Origin of the sequence: Frigoribacterium sp. 9N, assembly GCF_902506305.1 — a bacterium.
Taxonomy (GTDB): domain Bacteria; phylum Actinomycetota; class Actinomycetes; order Actinomycetales; family Microbacteriaceae; genus Frigoribacterium.
In genome coordinates this window covers 198,981-215,070 of the sequence record NZ_LR733391.1, presented here as the reverse complement: position 1 = coordinate 215,070, position 16,090 = coordinate 198,981, and the positions used below count along the sequence as shown (strand labels likewise).

General features: G+C 74.0%; 17 protein-coding genes. 13 read left to right on the top strand and 4 right to left on the bottom strand.

Translation table 11 applies throughout. The features are described from left to right. Positions 1-18: 18 nt before the first annotated feature. The 3 genes from ARTHRO9V_RS01480 to ARTHRO9V_RS01470 all read left to right on the top strand — a co-directional run bounded on the left by ARTHRO9V_RS01480 (position 19) and on the right by ARTHRO9V_RS01470 (position 2,969). Positions 19-606 (top strand): helix-turn-helix domain-containing protein, encoded by a 588-nt coding sequence (locus tag ARTHRO9V_RS01480; RefSeq protein ID WP_056047229.1) that lies wholly within the window; start codon positions 19-21, stop codon positions 604-606. An 8-nt stretch (positions 607-614) separates the two neighbouring features. After that, positions 615-2,036 carry an MFS transporter gene (locus ARTHRO9V_RS01475; protein WP_236556833.1) on the top strand — a complete coding sequence of 474 codons (1,422 nt, stop codon included), beginning with the start codon at positions 615-617 and terminating at the stop codon, positions 2,034-2,036. Positions 2,037-2,108: 72 nt separating this feature from the next. After that, positions 2,109-2,969, top strand: a complete 861-nt coding sequence (locus ARTHRO9V_RS01470) for a phosphatase PAP2 family protein (RefSeq protein ID WP_159825109.1) — start codon at positions 2,109-2,111, stop codon at positions 2,967-2,969. Between the two features lie 53 nt (positions 2,970-3,022). Here the strand turns inward: ARTHRO9V_RS01470 and ARTHRO9V_RS01465 are convergent, their stop codons facing one another. Next, on the bottom strand, positions 3,023-4,201 hold the full coding sequence (locus ARTHRO9V_RS01465; RefSeq protein WP_159825107.1) for a VIT1/CCC1 family protein: 1,179 nt from the start codon (positions 4,199-4,201) through the stop codon (positions 3,023-3,025). 33 nt (positions 4,202-4,234) lie between these two features. Here ARTHRO9V_RS01465 and ARTHRO9V_RS01460 point away from each other — a divergent pair, with 33 nt between their 5' ends. The 3 genes from ARTHRO9V_RS01460 (at position 4,235) to ARTHRO9V_RS01450 (ending at position 6,138) form a co-directional block, all read left to right on the top strand. Continuing rightward, positions 4,235-5,086, top strand: a complete 852-nt coding sequence (locus ARTHRO9V_RS01460; RefSeq protein ID WP_056047240.1) for a DUF429 domain-containing protein — start codon at positions 4,235-4,237, stop codon at positions 5,084-5,086. A 163-nt stretch (positions 5,087-5,249) separates the two neighbouring features. Next, a complete protein-coding gene (locus tag ARTHRO9V_RS01455; protein ID WP_159825105.1) occupies positions 5,250-5,762 on the top strand; it encodes a GNAT family N-acetyltransferase in 513 nt (170 codons plus the stop codon). 16 nt (positions 5,763-5,778) lie between these two features. Beyond that, the gene (locus ARTHRO9V_RS01450; protein WP_159825103.1) at positions 5,779-6,138 is read left to right on the top strand and encodes a hypothetical protein; all 360 of its coding nucleotides are present in this window, start codon (positions 5,779-5,781) and stop codon (positions 6,136-6,138) included. A 309-nt stretch (positions 6,139-6,447) separates the two neighbouring features. On the opposite strand, the gene ARTHRO9V_RS01445 is transcribed toward ARTHRO9V_RS01450, so the two are convergent. Continuing rightward, positions 6,448-6,873, bottom strand: a complete 426-nt coding sequence (locus ARTHRO9V_RS01445; RefSeq protein WP_159825101.1) for a YchJ family protein — start codon at positions 6,871-6,873, stop codon at positions 6,448-6,450. A gap of 188 nt (positions 6,874-7,061) precedes the next feature. Between ARTHRO9V_RS01445 and ARTHRO9V_RS01440 the strand changes: the two genes are divergently transcribed. The 3 genes from ARTHRO9V_RS01440 to ARTHRO9V_RS01430 all read left to right on the top strand — a co-directional run bounded on the left by ARTHRO9V_RS01440 (position 7,062) and on the right by ARTHRO9V_RS01430 (position 9,585). Next, positions 7,062-7,457, top strand: a complete 396-nt coding sequence (locus ARTHRO9V_RS01440; protein WP_056047249.1) for a hypothetical protein — start codon at positions 7,062-7,064, stop codon at positions 7,455-7,457. Between the two features lie 166 nt (positions 7,458-7,623). After that, positions 7,624-8,496, top strand: coding sequence for a metallophosphoesterase (locus ARTHRO9V_RS01435; RefSeq protein WP_159825099.1), 873 nt, complete (start codon positions 7,624-7,626; stop codon positions 8,494-8,496). Positions 8,497-8,568: 72 nt separating this feature from the next. Further along, entirely contained in the window at positions 8,569-9,585 is a 1,017-nt protein-coding gene (locus ARTHRO9V_RS01430) for an NAD-dependent epimerase/dehydratase family protein (RefSeq protein ID WP_159825097.1), read from the top strand. Positions 9,586-9,684: 99 nt separating this feature from the next. Here the strand turns inward: ARTHRO9V_RS01430 and ARTHRO9V_RS01425 are convergent, their stop codons facing one another. Beyond that, positions 9,685-10,338, bottom strand: coding sequence for an HAD-IA family hydrolase (locus tag ARTHRO9V_RS01425; RefSeq protein WP_159825095.1), 654 nt, complete (start codon positions 10,336-10,338; stop codon positions 9,685-9,687). Positions 10,339-10,396: 58 nt separating this feature from the next. Here ARTHRO9V_RS01425 and ARTHRO9V_RS01420 point away from each other — a divergent pair, with 58 nt between their 5' ends. The 3 genes from ARTHRO9V_RS01420 to ARTHRO9V_RS01410 all read left to right on the top strand — a co-directional run bounded on the left by ARTHRO9V_RS01420 (position 10,397) and on the right by ARTHRO9V_RS01410 (position 12,689). Further along, positions 10,397-10,816 (top strand): hypothetical protein, encoded by a 420-nt coding sequence (locus ARTHRO9V_RS01420; RefSeq protein ID WP_148053722.1) that lies wholly within the window; start codon positions 10,397-10,399, stop codon positions 10,814-10,816. Between the two features lie 404 nt (positions 10,817-11,220). Next, a complete protein-coding gene (locus ARTHRO9V_RS01415; RefSeq protein ID WP_236556831.1) occupies positions 11,221-12,153 on the top strand; it encodes an aminodeoxychorismate lyase in 933 nt (310 codons plus the stop codon). Between the two features lie 266 nt (positions 12,154-12,419). Further along, the gene (locus ARTHRO9V_RS01410; protein WP_123571943.1) at positions 12,420-12,689 is read left to right on the top strand and encodes a hypothetical protein; all 270 of its coding nucleotides are present in this window, start codon (positions 12,420-12,422) and stop codon (positions 12,687-12,689) included. Positions 12,690-12,827: 138 nt separating this feature from the next. Here ARTHRO9V_RS01410 and glgX read toward each other — a convergent pair whose 3' ends face one another. Further along, positions 12,828-14,885 carry a glycogen debranching protein GlgX gene (glgX, locus tag ARTHRO9V_RS01405; protein ID WP_159825093.1) on the bottom strand — a complete coding sequence of 686 codons (2,058 nt, stop codon included), beginning with the start codon at positions 14,883-14,885 and terminating at the stop codon, positions 12,828-12,830. A gap of 361 nt (positions 14,886-15,246) precedes the next feature. Here glgX and ARTHRO9V_RS01400 point away from each other — a divergent pair, with 361 nt between their 5' ends. After that, positions 15,247-16,002: a hypothetical protein gene (locus tag ARTHRO9V_RS01400; protein WP_159825091.1), complete on the top strand. Its 756-nt coding sequence runs from the start codon at positions 15,247-15,249 to the stop codon at positions 16,000-16,002. Positions 16,003-16,090 lie beyond the last annotated feature (88 nt).

The following is a 16,090-nucleotide window of genomic DNA, read 5'->3' as shown; positions in this document are numbered from 1 at the left end:
GCACCTATCGTCGACTCCATGTCCCCCCGAGAGACCTCCCGCAGCACCCTCACCGACGCCGCCTCGATGCGCGTGCTCGCCCATCCGACCCGGTTGCGCCTCCTCGGTCTGCTGCGCGAACGCGGCGCGCAGACGGCCGCCCAGCTCGGCGACGCCGTCGACGAGGCCCCGGGGACGATCAGCTACCACCTCTCGAAACTCGCCTCGATCGACCTGATCGAGGCGGCCGAGCCGCAGACCACCGACCGGCGCGAGCGCTGGTGGCAGGCCACCGCGCAGCTCACCAGTTGGGAGCCCGCCGAGTTGCTCGACGACCCCGACCGCCTCGTCGCCTCGTCCGCGCTGCAGAAGTCGATCGGCCAGGCCTACGCCGCCCGCTTCGGCGAGTACGTCGACGCGATGCCCACCCTGCCTCGCGAGTGGATCGCGGCCGGGGCGAGCGGCGACCGCAGCCTGCGCCTCACCACGACCGAGCTCGCCGCCCTGCGCCGCGACCTCGAGGGCGTCGTCGACCGCTGGCTCGACGTCAGCGCCGCCCACGACCCGGCGGCCGACGACGGCGCCGCGCCGGTCGTGCTCGTCTACCAGGCCTACCGCCGCCCCTGAGGCGCGTCGTGAGCGAGAGCACGCCGGCCGAGGAGGCGCGGGGCACCGACAGCGCCACTCGCGGCGGTCGTCCGGCCCGGCCCCGCGGCGGGCGCACGGGTCGCACCGAGCGCACCGACCGGGTGGCCCTGTCGTCCCTCGTCGCGGCCCACGCGATCTCACAGACGGGCAACGTCGTCACGGCCTTCGCCGTGCCCTTCTACGTCCTGGGTCTCGGCGGGTCGGGGGCCGAGGTCGGGCTCGCGGCGGCGTTCGCGACGGCCCCGGTGATCATCGGCGGCCCGCTCGGGGGCGTCGTCGTCGACCGGGTCGGGCACCGGCGGGCCGCGATCGTCGCCGACCTCGTGAGTGGCGCCTCCGTCCTCGCGATGCCCGTGCTCGCGCTCACCGTCGGGCTGCCGTTCTGGGCCCTGCTCGCGCTCGTCTTCGTCGGCGGCCTGCTCGACAGCCCCGGACAGACGGCGCGCCGGGTGATGCTGCCCGCGCTGACCGAGCGGGCCGGAGTCCGCATCGAACGCAGCGTGGGGCTCCTCGACGGGTCCGAGCGCTTCGCCAAGCTGATCGGGGCGTCGATCGCCGGGCTCCTCGTCGCCGCCGTCGGACCGGTCGCGTCCCTGTTCGTCAACGCCGCCACCTTCGCCGTCTCGGCGGCCCTGACCGGGGCACTCGTCCCGGCGTCCGGTCCAGGCGGGGCACACGGCGAGTCGGCGACCACCGTGGCACCGACCGACGGCCTAGCCCCGAGCGCGGACGAGCCGGGCGACCAGCCCGAGCCGACCCGCGCCTCCTACCGGTCCGACCTCGTCGAGGGCGCCCGCTTCGTCGTCCGCGACCCGCTGATGCGGCTGATCGTCGCGCTCGTGCTGACCACGAACCTGCTCGACGCCGCACGCGGGTCGACCCTGCTGCCCCTCTACGCGAACGACCGACTCGGAGGCGCGGCCGCCCTGGGACTGCTGGTCGCCACCATGGGCGGGTGCGCCCTCGCCGGCAACGTCGCCTTCGGCTTCGTCGCCCACCGGGTGCCGCGCCGCGTCACCTTCGTCGCCTGCTTCACCCTCGCCGGCGGGCCGTCGAGCCTGGCGTTCGCCCTCGGTGCCCCGTTGCCGGTGCTGGTCGCCGCGACCGCGCTCTCGGGTCTCGCCGCCGGCGCCCTCAACCCGATCCTCGGCACGGTGCAGCTCGAGCGCACCCCCGAGCACCTCCGCGGGCGGGTCTTCGGACTGGTCACCGCGGGAGCCTGGGCCGGCATCCCGGCCGGCGCCCTGCTCGGCGGGGTCGCGGCCGACACGATCGGACTGACGGTCGCGTTCGGCATCGTCGCCGTGGTCTACACGACCGTCACGCTCACCCCGCTCACCGGCGGTCACTGGCGACTGATGGAGCGTCGGGGCCCGCCCGGCGACCGGCCACCTGCACCCTCGCTGTGAGTCGGGACGGCCCCGGCGCATCGGCAGGTCGGACCGAGCCTGTTTCCAGGCGACGTGTAGTTAGCTCGTCCGGTGACTGCTCACCCGAACCTCTCGACGACGCCTGCCGTCCGTCGACGGGTCACGGGTCGTTGGGTGGTCGCGTCGTCGGCCTCGCTCGTCGTGCTGGCGGGCGTCTACACGATCGCGGTCCTCACCGAGACCGGCCAGTCCATCGAGGACAGCATCCTCCGCTCGGTCGACGGCACCACGTTGTTGCAGTCCGGGGTCGCGCTCGACGCCATCTCTCCCCCGGCCGTGCTGCTGGTCGTCGCCCTCACGATGGTGGTGGCGTTCCTCCGCCGCCGGCCCGGGTCGGCCGTCCAGGCGGGCGTGCTGATCATCGGCGCGACGGTCACCACCCAGGTGCTCAAGCAGCTCGCGCCCCGTCCCGAGCTGACGGGCGAGCTCTACGGCAACAGCTTCCCCAGCGGGCACGTCACGGTCGCCGTCGCCGCGGTCCTGGCGATCATGACCACCTTCGGCCGGCACGCCCGGCCCCTGTTCTACATGGTCGGTGCGGCGTTCGCGGCCGTCGTCGCCGAGCAGACCGTCGCCTTCGGCTGGCACCGCTGCAGCGACGTCGTCGGCGCCTGCGCCGTGGCCCTGCTCTGGCTCGGCCTCGTCCGCATCGCCGCCGCCCGCCTCTCACGTGACCCTCGCGGCCGCGACGACGTGGGCCCCCGGTCGCACGGGGCCACCTCGGTGGTGCTCGGCCTCGCCTTGGTCGTCTGCCTCACCCTGTCGGGCGCGATCTGGAGCATCGGCATCGGCTCCGACATGAGCCTCACGACCTCGACCGGCCAAGGGGTGCTGATGGGCGCGCGCCTCGCCGCGGCCGGCGTCGTCCTCGTCACGTGCTGGATCGCCTGGAAGCTCGACCGCAAGGCCTGACGCGCAGGTGGCCCGATCCGCTCAGCCCGCGGCGAACACGGCCCGCGGCGAGCTCAGCCCGCGGCGCCGGTCCCGAACAACAGCCCCAGCAGGTAGGTCACGGCGGCCGCCCCGAACCCGATGCCGAGCTGGCGCAGCGCCCGCCTGACCGGGCTCGCCCCCGACAGCAGCCCGACGACGGCGCCCGTGCCGAGCAGCGCGACGCCGACCAGCGCCGACGCCACGACGACCGCCACGAGCCCGGACAGCCCGAACAGGTAGGGCAGCACGGCGATGACGGCCCCGGACGCGAAGAAGCAGAAGCTCGAGGCGGCAGCGCCGAAGGCCGTGCCGAGGGTCTCGTGGGTGGCGGGCTCGTCGGCCGAGCGCGCCTCCTGGTCCGGGGCGTCCGCCCAGCCGGCCGTGGCGGCGCCCGGCGCGGCCCCCGCAGGAGGCGCGCTCGGCGACGAGGCCACTCGCCCCGCGCCCGCGAGCACCTCCCGCGCGTGGGCCTCGGCCTCGTCGGGCGACATGCCCCGTGCCCGGTAGACCAGCGCCAGCTCGTTCGCGTCGACGTCGAGGTCGGGCAGCACGTGTCGCGCCGTCGGGTCGGGGGTGGAGGCGTCGAGCAGCTCGCGCTGCGACCGCACCGAGACGTACTCGCCCGCACCCATCGACAACGCCCCGGCGAGCAGGCCCGACAGCCCGGTCAGCAGCACCACGTGGTTCCCGACACCCGAGGCGCTGATGCCGAGCACGAGCGCCAGGTTGCTGACCAGACCGTCGTTCGCCCCGAACACGGCCGCCCGGAACGACCCCGACAGGCGGTTGCGTCCACGCTCGGCCAGGCCGCGCACGACCTCGCCGTGGATGCGCTCGTCGGCGGCCATCGCGTCGGTGGCGTCCGCGTCGGTCGCGTACGGCGACCGCGCCTCCGCGCTCTGCACGAGGGCCAGCACGAAGATCGAGCCGAAGCGCCGGGCGAGCACCCCGAGCACGCGGGTGCGCAGGTCGGTGCGGGCCGGACGCCCGACGTCGGCGCCGAGCAGGTCCACCCAGTGCTGCGCGTGGCGGCCCTCGGCGTCGGCCAGGGCGACGAGGATCGCACGCTCCTCGCCGTCCCGGCGGCGGGCGAGGTCGCGGTAGGTCGACTCCTCGGCGCGCTCGTCGGCGAGGTAACGCCGCCAGCGACGCAGGTCGGCGGGGGTGCGGGTGCTCGTGCCGCCGCTGGTGCGGGTGCTGCTCGTGGGCATGGGGACAGTATCGGCCGCGAGTACGGTCGAGCGGTGACCACACCCCGGCCCCGCTACCTCGGCGTCGACCTCGCCTGGCGCGACTCGACGCCCGAGCGCCCCGCGAACGAGACCGGCCTGGCCGTGATCGACGCCGACGGCACGGTGCTCGACGCCGGCTGGGCGCGCGGCGTCGACGAGGTCGAGGCCTGGGTCCGACGCTGGTCGACGCCCGGCTCGGTCGTCGCGGTCGACGCCCCCGTGCTCGTGCCGAACGCCACGGGCATGCGGGCGAGCGAACGCCTCGTGGCGCGTGCCTACGGTCGCTGGCACGTGTCGGCCAACGCGAGCAGCGCCTCCCTGCCCTGGCTCGGCGGGCGCACCCTCGGCGAGCGCCTCGAGCGTGCCGGCGGCGTCTACGACGACGGCGTCGTGCCGGTGGCGGCCGACGCGGTGGGGCACTTCGAGTGCTACCCGTACACGACGCTCGTCGGCATGACCGAGCTCGCCTACGACGACAAGCGTCCCCGCTACAAGCGACCCGACCTCACCCTGCCGAAGGAGGCGCGGCGCGAGGCCCGCGCGGCGGCCTGCGACGAGCTGCTGCGTCGGCTGGGCGGGCTCGCCCGGGCCGAGGTGCCGTTGCGCCTCGACTCGCACCCGGTGTCGGCGGCGCTGCTCGAGGAGCCCTCGCCGCTGGTCGACCGGGCCTACAAACACCGCGAGGACCTGCTCGACGCACTGGTCTGCGCCTGGACGGCGGCGCTCCGCGCGCGGACGCCCGAGCGCCTGCAGGTGCTCGGCGTCGACACCGAGCCGGACGACCGCGGGAGGCGCGCGACGCTGATCTCACCGGCCCGCCCCGAGCAGCGCCTCGGCCCCGCCCCTGTGGCGCGGGTCGGCTGAGGGCCGCACCGCGCCTCCTGACGTGACGACCCCGGGGCGCGGGTCCGCGTCGGGACGCGACCCGCGCCTCCTGACGTGACGACCCCGGGGCCCGACCCGGCGTCGGGACGCGACCCGCGCCTCCTGCACCCGCCGCGTCCCGCCCGTGTGGCAGGGTGGCGGCATGCCCGCACGACCCGTGACCGTCCGCCGCACGACCGCCGACGACTGGCAGCGCGTCCGCGACCTGCGCCTCGCGATGCTCGCGGACACGCCGATCGCCTACGGCGAGACGCTCGCCGTCGCCCGTCGTCACGCCGAGGCCGAGTGGCGGATGCGCGGGGCCCGGGGCGAGGCCGAGCACGGCACCTCGCTGGTCGCGATCGACGACGGGACGGGCGACTGGGTCGGCGCCATGGGCGGCTTCCTGCAGGCGGCGGGGCAGCCCCTGCTGGTCGGCGTGTACGTCGCCCCGAGCCATCGGGGGCGTTCGGCCGGGGTCACCGACCTGCTGCTCGACGGCGTCGAGACGTGGGCCGCGACCGAGGGCGACACCCTGCGCCTGCACGTCCACGAGCAGAACGAGCGGGCCATCGCGTTCTACCGTCGACGCGGGTACGAACCGACCGGACACACGAACCCCTACGCCCTCGACCCCACCGCGCGCGAGCTCGAGATGCTCGCGCCGCTGCGCTGACCGCCGCACCCGTCCGGTGGCGAGCACGCACGACGTCTTCCTCGAGGGCGCACACGACGAGTCGCGACACCTCGTCGAGCAGACCCTGATCGATCACGGCTTCACCCTGTCGCTCGCGTCGGACGGCAGCACCCGGGCCGTCCGGGGCACGCTGGCCTCCACCCTCGCGCTGCGCGCCTTCGCCGGGCGGGCGCAGTTGCTGACCCTCGGCGTGCAGTGGTTCGTGGACGACCGGGGACGCCTCGTGGTGCGGGTCGTGCACGAGCCGGCCCTGTCGGTGCTCGGCGGCCCGGTCGGCGTCGTCCGGGCGCAGCGGGCCGTCGGCGAGGTGGTCCGGGCACTCGAGGCGGTCGCCCTCGGGCGCCGCGCCCCGTGACGGATTCGACCCGCGCGCGTCCTGTCCCCCGAAACACGCGTCCCGACGCCCTGCCTGTGAGGAGCGTCCACGTCTGAACCGCACCATCTCGTGCGGCCTAGCGTTCGTCGAGATGGAGGGCGCGAGCCCTGCATCGGTGTCGTCCGGACCGTGGGTCCCTGCCCGTGAAGCTCTCCCTGCGGCCCGGCGGCGTCACGGAGAGGATGCCGGGCCCGACGGACCCGCCGTCCTCTTCGTGACGCCCGATGCCGACGTCTCGCCTCCGCCCTGCCGGCCCCGGCCAGGCCGAGCTCGTTCAGTGCGGCCTGGTCAGCCCGCCGTCCCGTCGACGTAGAGCCATCGTCGGTCGACCCGGGCGAACCGGCTGACCTCGTGCTGCGACCCCGCCCCCTCGCCGTCGCGGAAGTGCGCCTCGAACTCGACCGTCCCCTCGTCGTCGAACGGCCCGCCCGACTGCGTCCGCACGACGTCGAGCCGGAACCAGCGCGTGCCCGGGTCGACCTCGAGCGTCGCAGGCCGCGTCGTCGGGTGCCACGTCTCGAGCAGGTAGGAGGCGCGGGCGAGTACGAACGCCGAGTACCGCGAGCGCATCAACCGTTCCGCCGTCGGGGCGGGCGTCGTGCCCCGGTGCAGCGGCCCGCAGCACGATCCGTAGGTCTCGCCGCTGAGGCAGGGGCACCGGGCCGAGTCGTCGAGGTCGCGGCCGGAGCCGGCGGCGGGAGCAGCAGGAAGCATCGGGCCATTCTCCGGCACGCCCCGGCGCCCCGTCCCCGGGCCTCCTCTCGGACACGCCTGCCGGCCCGAGCTACACCGTGGGCGGGCGCCGGGTACACCCGGTCGGCTCCCCAGTCCGGGTCGCACCCCAAGGGGCCGCCCCCGCACTGGGCGTCGCAGTCCGGGCCACGACCTGCCACGGTGATGCCGTGACGAACTCGCCGACCTCCACCTCGCACCCCGTCCACGAGCAAGAGCTCGTGTTCGCGCACGTGCGCGCGGTGCTGAGCGCGGGGGAGGCCGGTCCCGTCCTCCCCCGACTGTCCCGGCGCAGGACCGCACGGGCCCTGGCGTCGGCCGGCTTCAGCACCCTGACCGGCGAACCCGTCCGGGCGTCCGCCCTCAAGCACGACGGGACGCAGTTCTTCGACCGCTCCGAGACCGTCCTGGTCGAGTCGCTCAACAGCGGGCGACGGTTCTACGGCCTGTTCGTCGAACCGACCTCCCCGACCCACGAGGACTGGGCGACCGTCACCGACATGTTCGCCGAGCTCGGGCGCCGCGTGCACGGCCGCCTCGCCCCCGCCGACCAGTTCCGCGGCTGAGCCCTCCCGCCACACGCGAGGTCGCACCACGGTTGCGGCGTCGAACCACCCCCGTGCGTGGTTCGACGCCACGTGCGTGGTGCGACCCGACCGCCCGAGCCGCCCGAGCGGCCCCGGCACCCCGGGCCACGCGCACGCGCCGCCCCGCACCCGGTAGCGTCGCGGCATGCACGCCCTGCCGCCCGGAGCCCTCCGCATCGTCCACCTCAGCGATGCCCACCTGCTCGCCGACGGGACCCTGCACCAGGGTGTCGTCGACACGACCGAGGCCCTCGACCTCGTGCTGGCGGAGGCCGCGCGGGTCGAGGGGGTGCGACTGCTGGTGGGGTCGGGTGACCTGTCGGACGACGGGACCCGCGCCTCCTACCGGCACCTCCGCGAACGCACCGACGCCTGGGCCCGAGCGGCCGGTGCCGAGGTGGTGCTCGTGCCGGGCAACCACGACGTGCGCGAGCCCTTCGCCGAGGTGCTCGGCGGCGACCCGGCGAGGCCGCTCGACCTCGTGCGCGACGTCGACGGCTGGCGGGTGGTCGGGCTCGACACGTCCGTGCCCGGGGCCGGCTACGGACTGCTGCGACCCGAGCAGCTCGCCTGGTTGCGCGACGAGCTCGCGACGCCCGCCGCGCGGGGCACCGTGCTCGTGCTGCACCACCCGCCGATCGCGGCGCCGACGACCCTGCACGAGTCGCTCGCCCTGCAGGACCCGGAGGCGCTGGCCGCGGTCCTCGAGGCGTCGGACGTCCGCGTCGTCCTCGCCGGGCACTACCACCACCACATCGTCGGCCACCTGGCGGGCGTCCCCGTGGTGGTCGCGCCCGGGGTGGCGAACGACACGGACGTGCTGGCGACCGTCGGCACGGAGCGGGCCGTGCGCGGCTCGGGCTTCGCGGTGGTCGAGGTGGCGGCCGACGGGTCGGTGCGCTCGACCGTCGTGCGCGCGCACGACCCGAGCGACGGCGACGAGGTCTTCGTGCTCGACGAGGCCGCCGTCGCCCGCATCGCCGCCGAGGCCGGACCGTCGCCCAGGGGCCGCGCGTAGGCTCGGGACAGGCCTGCCGCCCACCCGGGGTCGGCGCCTGGCCGATCGTCGAGTCGTGAAAGTGAGACCCCCATGCGCGTGGTCGTCGTCGGAGCCACGGGCAACCTGGGCACCGCCCTGCTCACCCGTCTGCAGGCCGAACCCGAGGTGACCTCCCTCGTCGGCGTCGCCCGCCGGGGGCCGCGCATGGCGACGCCGCCGTACGGCGAGGTGACCTGGTTCTCGATCGACGTCGGGGCCGACGACTCACCCGTGGCCCTCGAGCGGGCGTTCGCCGGGGCCGACGCCGTCGTGCACCTCGGCTGGGCCCTGCAGCCGAGCCACCACAAGGCCGTCATGTACCGCACGAACGTGCTCGGCACGTCGCACGTCCTCGACGCCGCCGCCCGGGCCGGCGTGCCGCACGTGCTCGTCGCGTCGTCGGTCGGTGCCTACTCGCGGGGCCCCAAGGGGCGACGGGTCGACGAGACCTACAAGACCAAGGGCGTCCGCCGCTCGAGCTACTCGAAGCACAAGTCGATCAACGAGCGCGTCATGGACGCCTTCGTCGAGCAGCACCCCGAGGTCACGCTGACCCGCATGCGCCCGGGCCTCGTGTTCCAGGCCTCCGCGGCGAGCGAGATCGTGGGGCTCTTCGCCGGTCGCTGGGTGCCCACCCGCTGGATGCAGCGCGTGCGCCCCCCGTTCATCCCGCTCGCCCCGCGCTTCGTGTCGCAGGTCGTGCACGCGAGCGACGTCGCGGACGCGTTCTGGCGGGCCATCGACCGCCGCGCCGGCGGGGCGTTCAACCTCGCCGCCGAACCCGTGGTCGACCCCGACCGCATCGCCCGGGCCTTCGGCTCCCGCCTGCTGCCCGTGCCGTATCGCCTGTTGCGCGCCGTCGTCCAGCTCACCTGGCTGGCCCGCCTGCAGCCGACCGAGCCGGGCTGGCTCGACATCGCGGCCAAGATCCCGGTCATGTCGACCGAGAAGGCCCGGGACGTCCTCGGTTGGACGCCCCGTCACACCTCGGACGAGACCCTGCGCGAGTTCGCCCACGCCCTCGCCCACCGGACCAACCACGAGGGGTCGCACCCGCTGCACGGCTGAGCGGCGAGCCCGAGCTCGAACCGCGAGGCCGGGCCCGCGCCCGCGCGAGCCGCGCGCCGCGAGCCCGTGCCACCTGCCAGCCCGCGCGAGCTCCAGGCCCTACGGCAGCGTGATCTCGAGCAGCCCGTCGGCCCGCACGGTCACCGACACGTCCTCGTACCCGGCGACGCGCGGCAGCCCGTCGGCGCCCGGCCCGTCGTGGTCGCCCACGACCACGACCGAGGCTCCGGAGGCGCGGGCGGCCTCGAGCCCCGCCGCGGCGTCCTCGAAGACGACGACCTCGTCCGGGTCGACGCCGAGCAGCTCGGCAGCCAGCAGGTAACCGTCCGGGGCCGGCTTGCCCACGGCCACCTGCTCGGACGCCAGCACGACCGCCGGCCAGGGCACGCCCGCCTCGGCCATCCTCGACCGCGCCAGCTCGTAGTTTACGCTCGTCACGAGGGCCACCCGGTCACCCGGCAGGCTCGCCACGAAGGCGGCGGCGCCCGGGATCTCGACGGTCCCGTCCCGGGTGCCGGCCTCGACCGCCTGCAGCCCGTCGGTGAGGGACCGTGCCTCGCCCTCGGGCAGCCGGGGCAGGAACCGGGTGACGGTGTCGTGGGTCTGCCGGCCGTGCGCGAACGCCAGCAACTCGACGACGTCGAGCTGGTGTTCGGCCGCGAAGTCGCCCCAGATGCGTTCGACCAGGGCGGTCGAGTCGACGAGCGTGCCGTCCATGTCGAACACGATCGCGCGGCAGGTGAGGGTCGTCATCGCCACAGTCTGCCCCGGCGCACATGCGGCACGCACCCCCACGGCGTACCGTGCCCGCATGCACGAAGACGAGCAGGACACGAAGACCGGCACCACCACGGGCGACGCCACGACGGCCACGGACGGCGTCGGCTACGCAGGCACCGCCGAGACCGCACCGGACCGTCGCGACGCCGACGACCCGACCGCGGACTTCCCGCGGAGCGAGGCGACCACCGCCGAGATGCAGCGGTCGGCGACGGAGGACTCCCCCGCCGTGGACTCCGACACCGACCTGGACGCGGTCCAGGCCCTGCCCGGTGAGGGCGGGCCGGACGACGGTGGCGACATCGAGGTCGACCCGGACGACCTCAACCTCTCGGGCGACTCGATCCCCGGCCACCCCAAACCCGGCGAGCCCGATCCTGCCGACGCGCCCTCGGGTGACGGCGCCGCGCCGTCGCACCCGAAGCCCGGGCCGCCCCGGCCCCGCGGCTGACGCGTCCCGGACCGACCACGAAGGGCCGCACCGTCTCGACGGTGCGGCCCTTCGACGTGCGCGCCGTGGCGCGGGTGGTCCGACGTGTGTGGTGTGGTGCCGGGCGGGCCGCCCCGTGAAGAAGCTCCCGGCCCACCGGGCACCACGCGCCCACCGTGGGCGGGCTCGCTCACGGTACCGCTGCAGTCTGGGCGGGCAAAGAGGACCCTGCCAGGAAAACGCCTGTTCAGCGCCCGGAATTAGCTAGACGCACTAGTCACCGTGGCGAGCGGGTGCCCGATGCGCACCTCCGAGCAGCCGTCGGGCCGATCGAGATCCCGTGGACGTCTAACCTCTCGACGACGAGTGATTATCCACAGCCTGTCCACAAAGCGAAAACCCGCGCCCGAGGTACGGTCGAGGGCGTGACCGACCTCGCCGCAGACGCCTCCCCCACGACCGACACCGCGCCTCCTGCCCCCGTGCTCGTGGTGATCGACCGGGCCCGGGCCGGCGCCCGAGGCGATGGTCCCGGGTGGCACCTCGCCGACGCGGCGGAGCCGACCGTGAACGTCGTCGACCTGGGCGTGACCCGCGGCGACGGCATCTTCGAGGCGTTCGGCGTCGTCGACGGAGCCGTGCAGGCGCTCGAGCCGCACCTGACCCGCCTGGCACGGTCGGCGGCCCTGCTCGACCTGCCCGTCCTCGACCTCGACCTGATCCGCGAGGCGGTGCTCGCCTCGGCCGCCGCCCACGCGCCCGTCCCGTTCGCGTTGACCAAGCTCATCGTGACGCGCGGCCTCGAGGGCGTGCCCGACAGCGAGCCGACCGCGTGGGCCCGGACCGAGGTCTACGAGGACCACGCCGTCGAGCGCCGCGACGGCATCCGCGTCGTGGCGCTCGACCGCGGCTACCGGCACGACGTCGCGACGACCTCGCCGTGGCTGCTGCAGGGCGCCAAGACGCTCTCGTACGCCGTGAACAAGAGCGTGCTGCGCGAGGCCGCCCGCCGGGGCGCCGACGACGTCCTCTTCGTCAGCAGCGACGGGTACGCGCTCGAGGGGCCGTCGGCCTCGCTCGTCGCGCGTTTCGGCGACCGCTTCGTCACCCCGCGCACCGACCAGGGCATCCTCGAGGGCACGACCCAGGCGGCCGTGTTCGAGGCCCTGACGGACCTCGGCCACGAGACCGCGTACGAGCTGCTGCCGCTCACCCGCGTGCACGAGGCGGACGCCCTGTGGCTGCTGTCGAGCGGGCGTCAGATCGCACCCGTGTCGGACCTCGACGGCCGGCCGTTCGCGATCGACCACGAGCTGACGACGTCGCTGGTCGAGGCGCTCTGGGCCCGTCGCACCTGAGCCCCCGCCGTTCGAACAGATGTCCACCTTGCGAACGATGTGTCGGGCGATGGTGGCGATCACCCGGTGACCTGCGAGAGTCGGGAACGCGTCGATTCACGGCGACGCGACCCGCATCACCCCGTTCCGCACGCGGTCGCAGGGCCGCAGAGATGAGCTGAACACATGAACATCGTCCACGCCTCCGGGCACCACCCCCTCGCGCACGACCTGGCTCCCACCGAGCCGATCGACATCAGCGCACTCCTCCTGGCCGAGGCCGCGGCATGAGCGCCGCCGACCTCGCCCGCCTCAGCCACGACCAGCTCGTGGCGCACGTCCGTCGCTCCGTCGACGTGACCGGCCACTACGCCGCCGACCAGCGGGTGCCCGCCGCTCGCATCGAGGTCTACCCCAAGCGTCGACCCGCCGGTCGAGCCCACCGGTCGCCGGTCGACCACGGGCCCGTCGTCTGCGGCACCGTCGTCGACATCACGCCGGGACCGAGCTACGCCGACTTCTTCGCCCCCGAGGCGCAGCAGCTCGCCACCGCCTGATCCCCGTTCGGCCTCGGCCGACCCACACGACGACCGCCGTCCCCTCGGGGCGGCGGTCTTTCGCGTTCCCGGGGGACGCAGGAGGCGCGGTGCCGATCCCGAGGACCGGCACCGCACCTCCTGCGCTCGCCCCTCCGCCTAGGAGGCGCGGCTCCGCAGCAGCGTGAAGCTCGCGTCGCGCACGAGCAGCGTCGTGACGGCGCCCTCGACCTGCTGGCCGGGGTCGCTCGACGCGGCGAGCTCCCACTCGCCGTGGGGCGCGTCGGGCACGTTGAACTCGACGACCGCCGTCGAACCGTTGACGAGGTAGGCGAACGCGTCGGCGTCCTTGTGGGTCAGCACGAAGGTGATCGCCTTGTTCTCGCCCTGCTGCCAGTCACCGCTCGAGAACGAGTGGTCGTCGGCACGGCGGACCTGCACGTGGTCGTCGCTCTCGACCTCGGGGGCGTACCGGAACCAGTCGGGCCGCAGCGCCGGGTTCTCGCGACGCAGCGTGATCAGCTCGGTCGTGAAGGCGAGCAGGTCACGATCGGCGCGCTCCCAGTCGAACCACGAGATCTCGCTGTCCTGGCAGTAGGCGTTGTTGTTGCCGCCCTGGCTGCGGGCGATCTCGTCGCCGCCGAGGATCATCGGCACGCCCGCGCTGAGCAGCAGCGTGCCGAGGAAGTTGCGACGCTGGCGGTCGCGGTACTCGTTGACCGCGGGGTCGTCGGTCGGGCCCTCGGCGCCGCCGTTGAACGACTTGTTGTCGCTCTCGCCGTCCTGGCTGTCCTCGCCGTTCTCCTCGTTGTGCTTCTCGGCGTAGCTCGTCAGGTCGGCGAGGGTGAAGCCGTCGTGCGCGGTGACGAAGTTGACGCTCGACAGCGGCGAGCGACGGTCGCCCTCGTAGACGTCGGGGCTGCCGAGCACGCGGTCCGAGAACGTCGAGAGGACGCCGGGCTCGCCGTTCCAGAACTCGCGCACGTCGTCGCGGAACTTGCCGTTCCACTCCGACCAGTCGGCCGGGAAGCCGCCGACCTGGTAGCCGGCGGTGTCCCAGGGCTCGGCGATCATCTTGACGCTCTGCAGCACCGGGTCCTGGTGGATCAGCGTGAGGAACGCGCTGTGCTCGCTGGCCTCGCCGCCCTGACGGGTGAGGGTCGTGGCGAGGTCGAAGCGGAAGCCGTCGACGTGCATCTCGGTGACCCAGTAGCGCAGGCTGTCCATGATCAGGCCGAGCGCCGCCGGGTGGCTGACGTTCAGGCTGTTGCCGGTGCCGGTCGTGTCGAAGTAGTTGCCCTCGTCGCCCTCGACCAGTCGGTAGTAGGCGGCGTTGTCGATGCCCTTGAACGAGATGGTCGGGCCCATGTGGTTGCCCTCGGCCGTGTGGTTGTAGACGACGTCCATCCACACCTCGAGGCCCGCGGCGTGGAGGTCCTTGACCATCTGCTTGAACTCGGCGACCTGGCCGCCGGCCGTGCCCGCGGCCTTCGAGGCGTACTCGTCGTGCGGGGCGAAGAAGCCGATCGAGTTGTAGCCCCAGTAGTTGCGGAGGCCCTTCTCCTCGAGGTGGCTGTCCTGCACGAACTGGTGCGTCGGCAGCAGCTCGACGGCGGTGACGCCCAGGTCGGTGAAGTGCTTGATCGCGGCGGGGTGCCCCATGCCGGCGTAGGTGCCCCGGATGTCCTCGGGGACGTCGGGGTGCGTCTGCGTGAAGCCCTTGACGTGCACCTCGTAGACGACCGTGTCCTCCATCGGCGTGAGCGGACGCTGGTCGTCGCCCCAGTCGAAGTCGCGGTCGGCGATGACGTTGCGGGGCATGGCCGCGGCGGAGTCGGACTCGTCCATCGTCTCGGGCTCGTCCATGTCGTGCCCGAAGACGGCCTGACCCCAGTCGAACGTGCCGTCGAGGGCCGTCGCGTACGGGTCGAGCAGCAGCTTGTGCTCGTTGTGGCGGAGGCCGGCGGCCGGGTTCCAGGGGCCTGCGACACGGAGGCCGTAGCGCGAGCCGACCCGCGCCTCCTCGACCACGGCGTGGAAGACGTGGCCGGTGCGGTTCGTCAGCTCGAAGCGGCGCTCGGTGCCGCCGTCGGCCTCGTCGTCGAACAGGCAGAACCAGACGTGGTCGGCGGTCTCGGAGTACACCGCGACGTGGGCGCCGCCCTCGGGCAGGGGCGTCACGCCGAGGGGGTAGGGCAGGGAGCGGGAGTCGTTCATGATCCCAGCAGTACAGGAGGAGCGCCGCCGGCGGCCAAGCTGAGCGCCGTACCCCGCCGAACCGTCCCGCCCGACCAGCACCGCGCCCCACCTCTGCCCGCTCGTCTTCACCTCGACCCACGGGGGCACGACACGCGAGGCGCGACGCCTGCAGCTCGAGGCGCGGCGGGGATCGCTGGTCCGCGTCCATCGGGGCACCTACGCCGCCGCCGCCGACTGGGACGACCTCGACGCGCGAGGGCGGCACGTCGTCCTGACCAGGGCGGTCACCCGAGGGCTGGACCGACGGTGCACGGTCTCCCACGACTCGGCCGCGGCCCTGTGGGGTCTGCCGCGGGTCCACGACGCCTACGCGGACGTGGTGACCGTCATCGATCCTCGGCGGACGACCACGAGGCGTTCGACCGACCTCCTGCGCCGCCCCGGCTCGGTTCAGGCGGCCGACCGCGACGAACTCCACGGAGTGTGGCTCACGAGCCTCGAGCGGACCGCCGTCGACGTGGCTCGGAGCGCCTCGTTCGGCGATGCCGTGCTGTGTGTCGACGCCGTCCTGCGCCGCCTGGTCCTGCCCGACGGACACCGGACGGGCGCTGCCGTCGAGGCCGAGTTCCTCCGCCGACGCACTCGACTCATGTCCCGACTGGGCCCGTCCTCACACCCGGGCGGACGGATGGCCCGTCGCGCCGTCGAGTTCTCGTCCGCGTGGGCCGAGAACGGAGGCGAATCCCTCCTGCGTGTCGTGCTGTTCGAACTGGGCTTGTCGTCGGTCGAGTTGCAGAAGACCTTCATCCTCGGCGACCGGTTCCTCGGACGCTGCGACGTCTTCCTCCGGACCTTCGGCGTCGCGGTCGAGTTCGACGGGCACATCAAGCTCACCGACCCCGAGATCCTCGCCGGACGGACTCCCGCGGAGGCCATCAGGCTTCGGGGACGTCGCGACCGCCGCCTCCTGCGCCATCCCGAGATCCGTCACGTGGTGCACTGCGAATACGCCGATCCGGTGTTCCCGGAGAGGCTGGTCGAACTCCTCCGGGCGGCCGACGTCCTCATCGATCCACGTCGGGTGACGCACGCTGCACGGGTCGCTCGACGGCGCTTCGTCGGGGCGTCCGGATGAACCCCGTTCACGAAGATGAACCCCGTTCAATCGGGGTTCATCTTCGCAAACGGGGTTCGCGCGCGTGCAGAGGGTCGGGGCAGGGGCG

Coding starts and splice junctions, on each gene's coding strand:
- glgX (WP_159825093.1), bottom strand. CDS start 14,885: ATGAACGACTCCCGCTCCCTGCCCTACCCCCTCGGCGTGACGCCCCTG.
- ARTHRO9V_RS01430 (WP_159825097.1), top strand. CDS start 8,569: ATGCGCGTGGTCGTCGTCGGAGCCACGGGCAACCTGGGCACCGCCCTG.
- ARTHRO9V_RS01435 (WP_159825099.1), top strand. CDS start 7,624: ATGCACGCCCTGCCGCCCGGAGCCCTCCGCATCGTCCACCTCAGCGAT.
- ARTHRO9V_RS01410 (WP_123571943.1), top strand. CDS start 12,420: ATGAGCGCCGCCGACCTCGCCCGCCTCAGCCACGACCAGCTCGTGGCG.
- ARTHRO9V_RS01445 (WP_159825101.1), bottom strand. CDS start 6,873: ATGCTTCCTGCTGCTCCCGCCGCCGGCTCCGGCCGCGACCTCGACGAC.
- ARTHRO9V_RS01425 (WP_159825095.1), bottom strand. CDS start 10,338: ATGACGACCCTCACCTGCCGCGCGATCGTGTTCGACATGGACGGCACG.
- ARTHRO9V_RS01420 (WP_148053722.1), top strand. CDS start 10,397: ATGCACGAAGACGAGCAGGACACGAAGACCGGCACCACCACGGGCGAC.
- ARTHRO9V_RS01480 (WP_056047229.1), top strand. CDS start 19: ATGTCCCCCCGAGAGACCTCCCGCAGCACCCTCACCGACGCCGCCTCG.
- ARTHRO9V_RS01465 (WP_159825107.1), bottom strand. CDS start 4,201: ATGCCCACGAGCAGCACCCGCACCAGCGGCGGCACGAGCACCCGCACC.
- ARTHRO9V_RS01455 (WP_159825105.1), top strand. CDS start 5,250: ATGCCCGCACGACCCGTGACCGTCCGCCGCACGACCGCCGACGACTGG.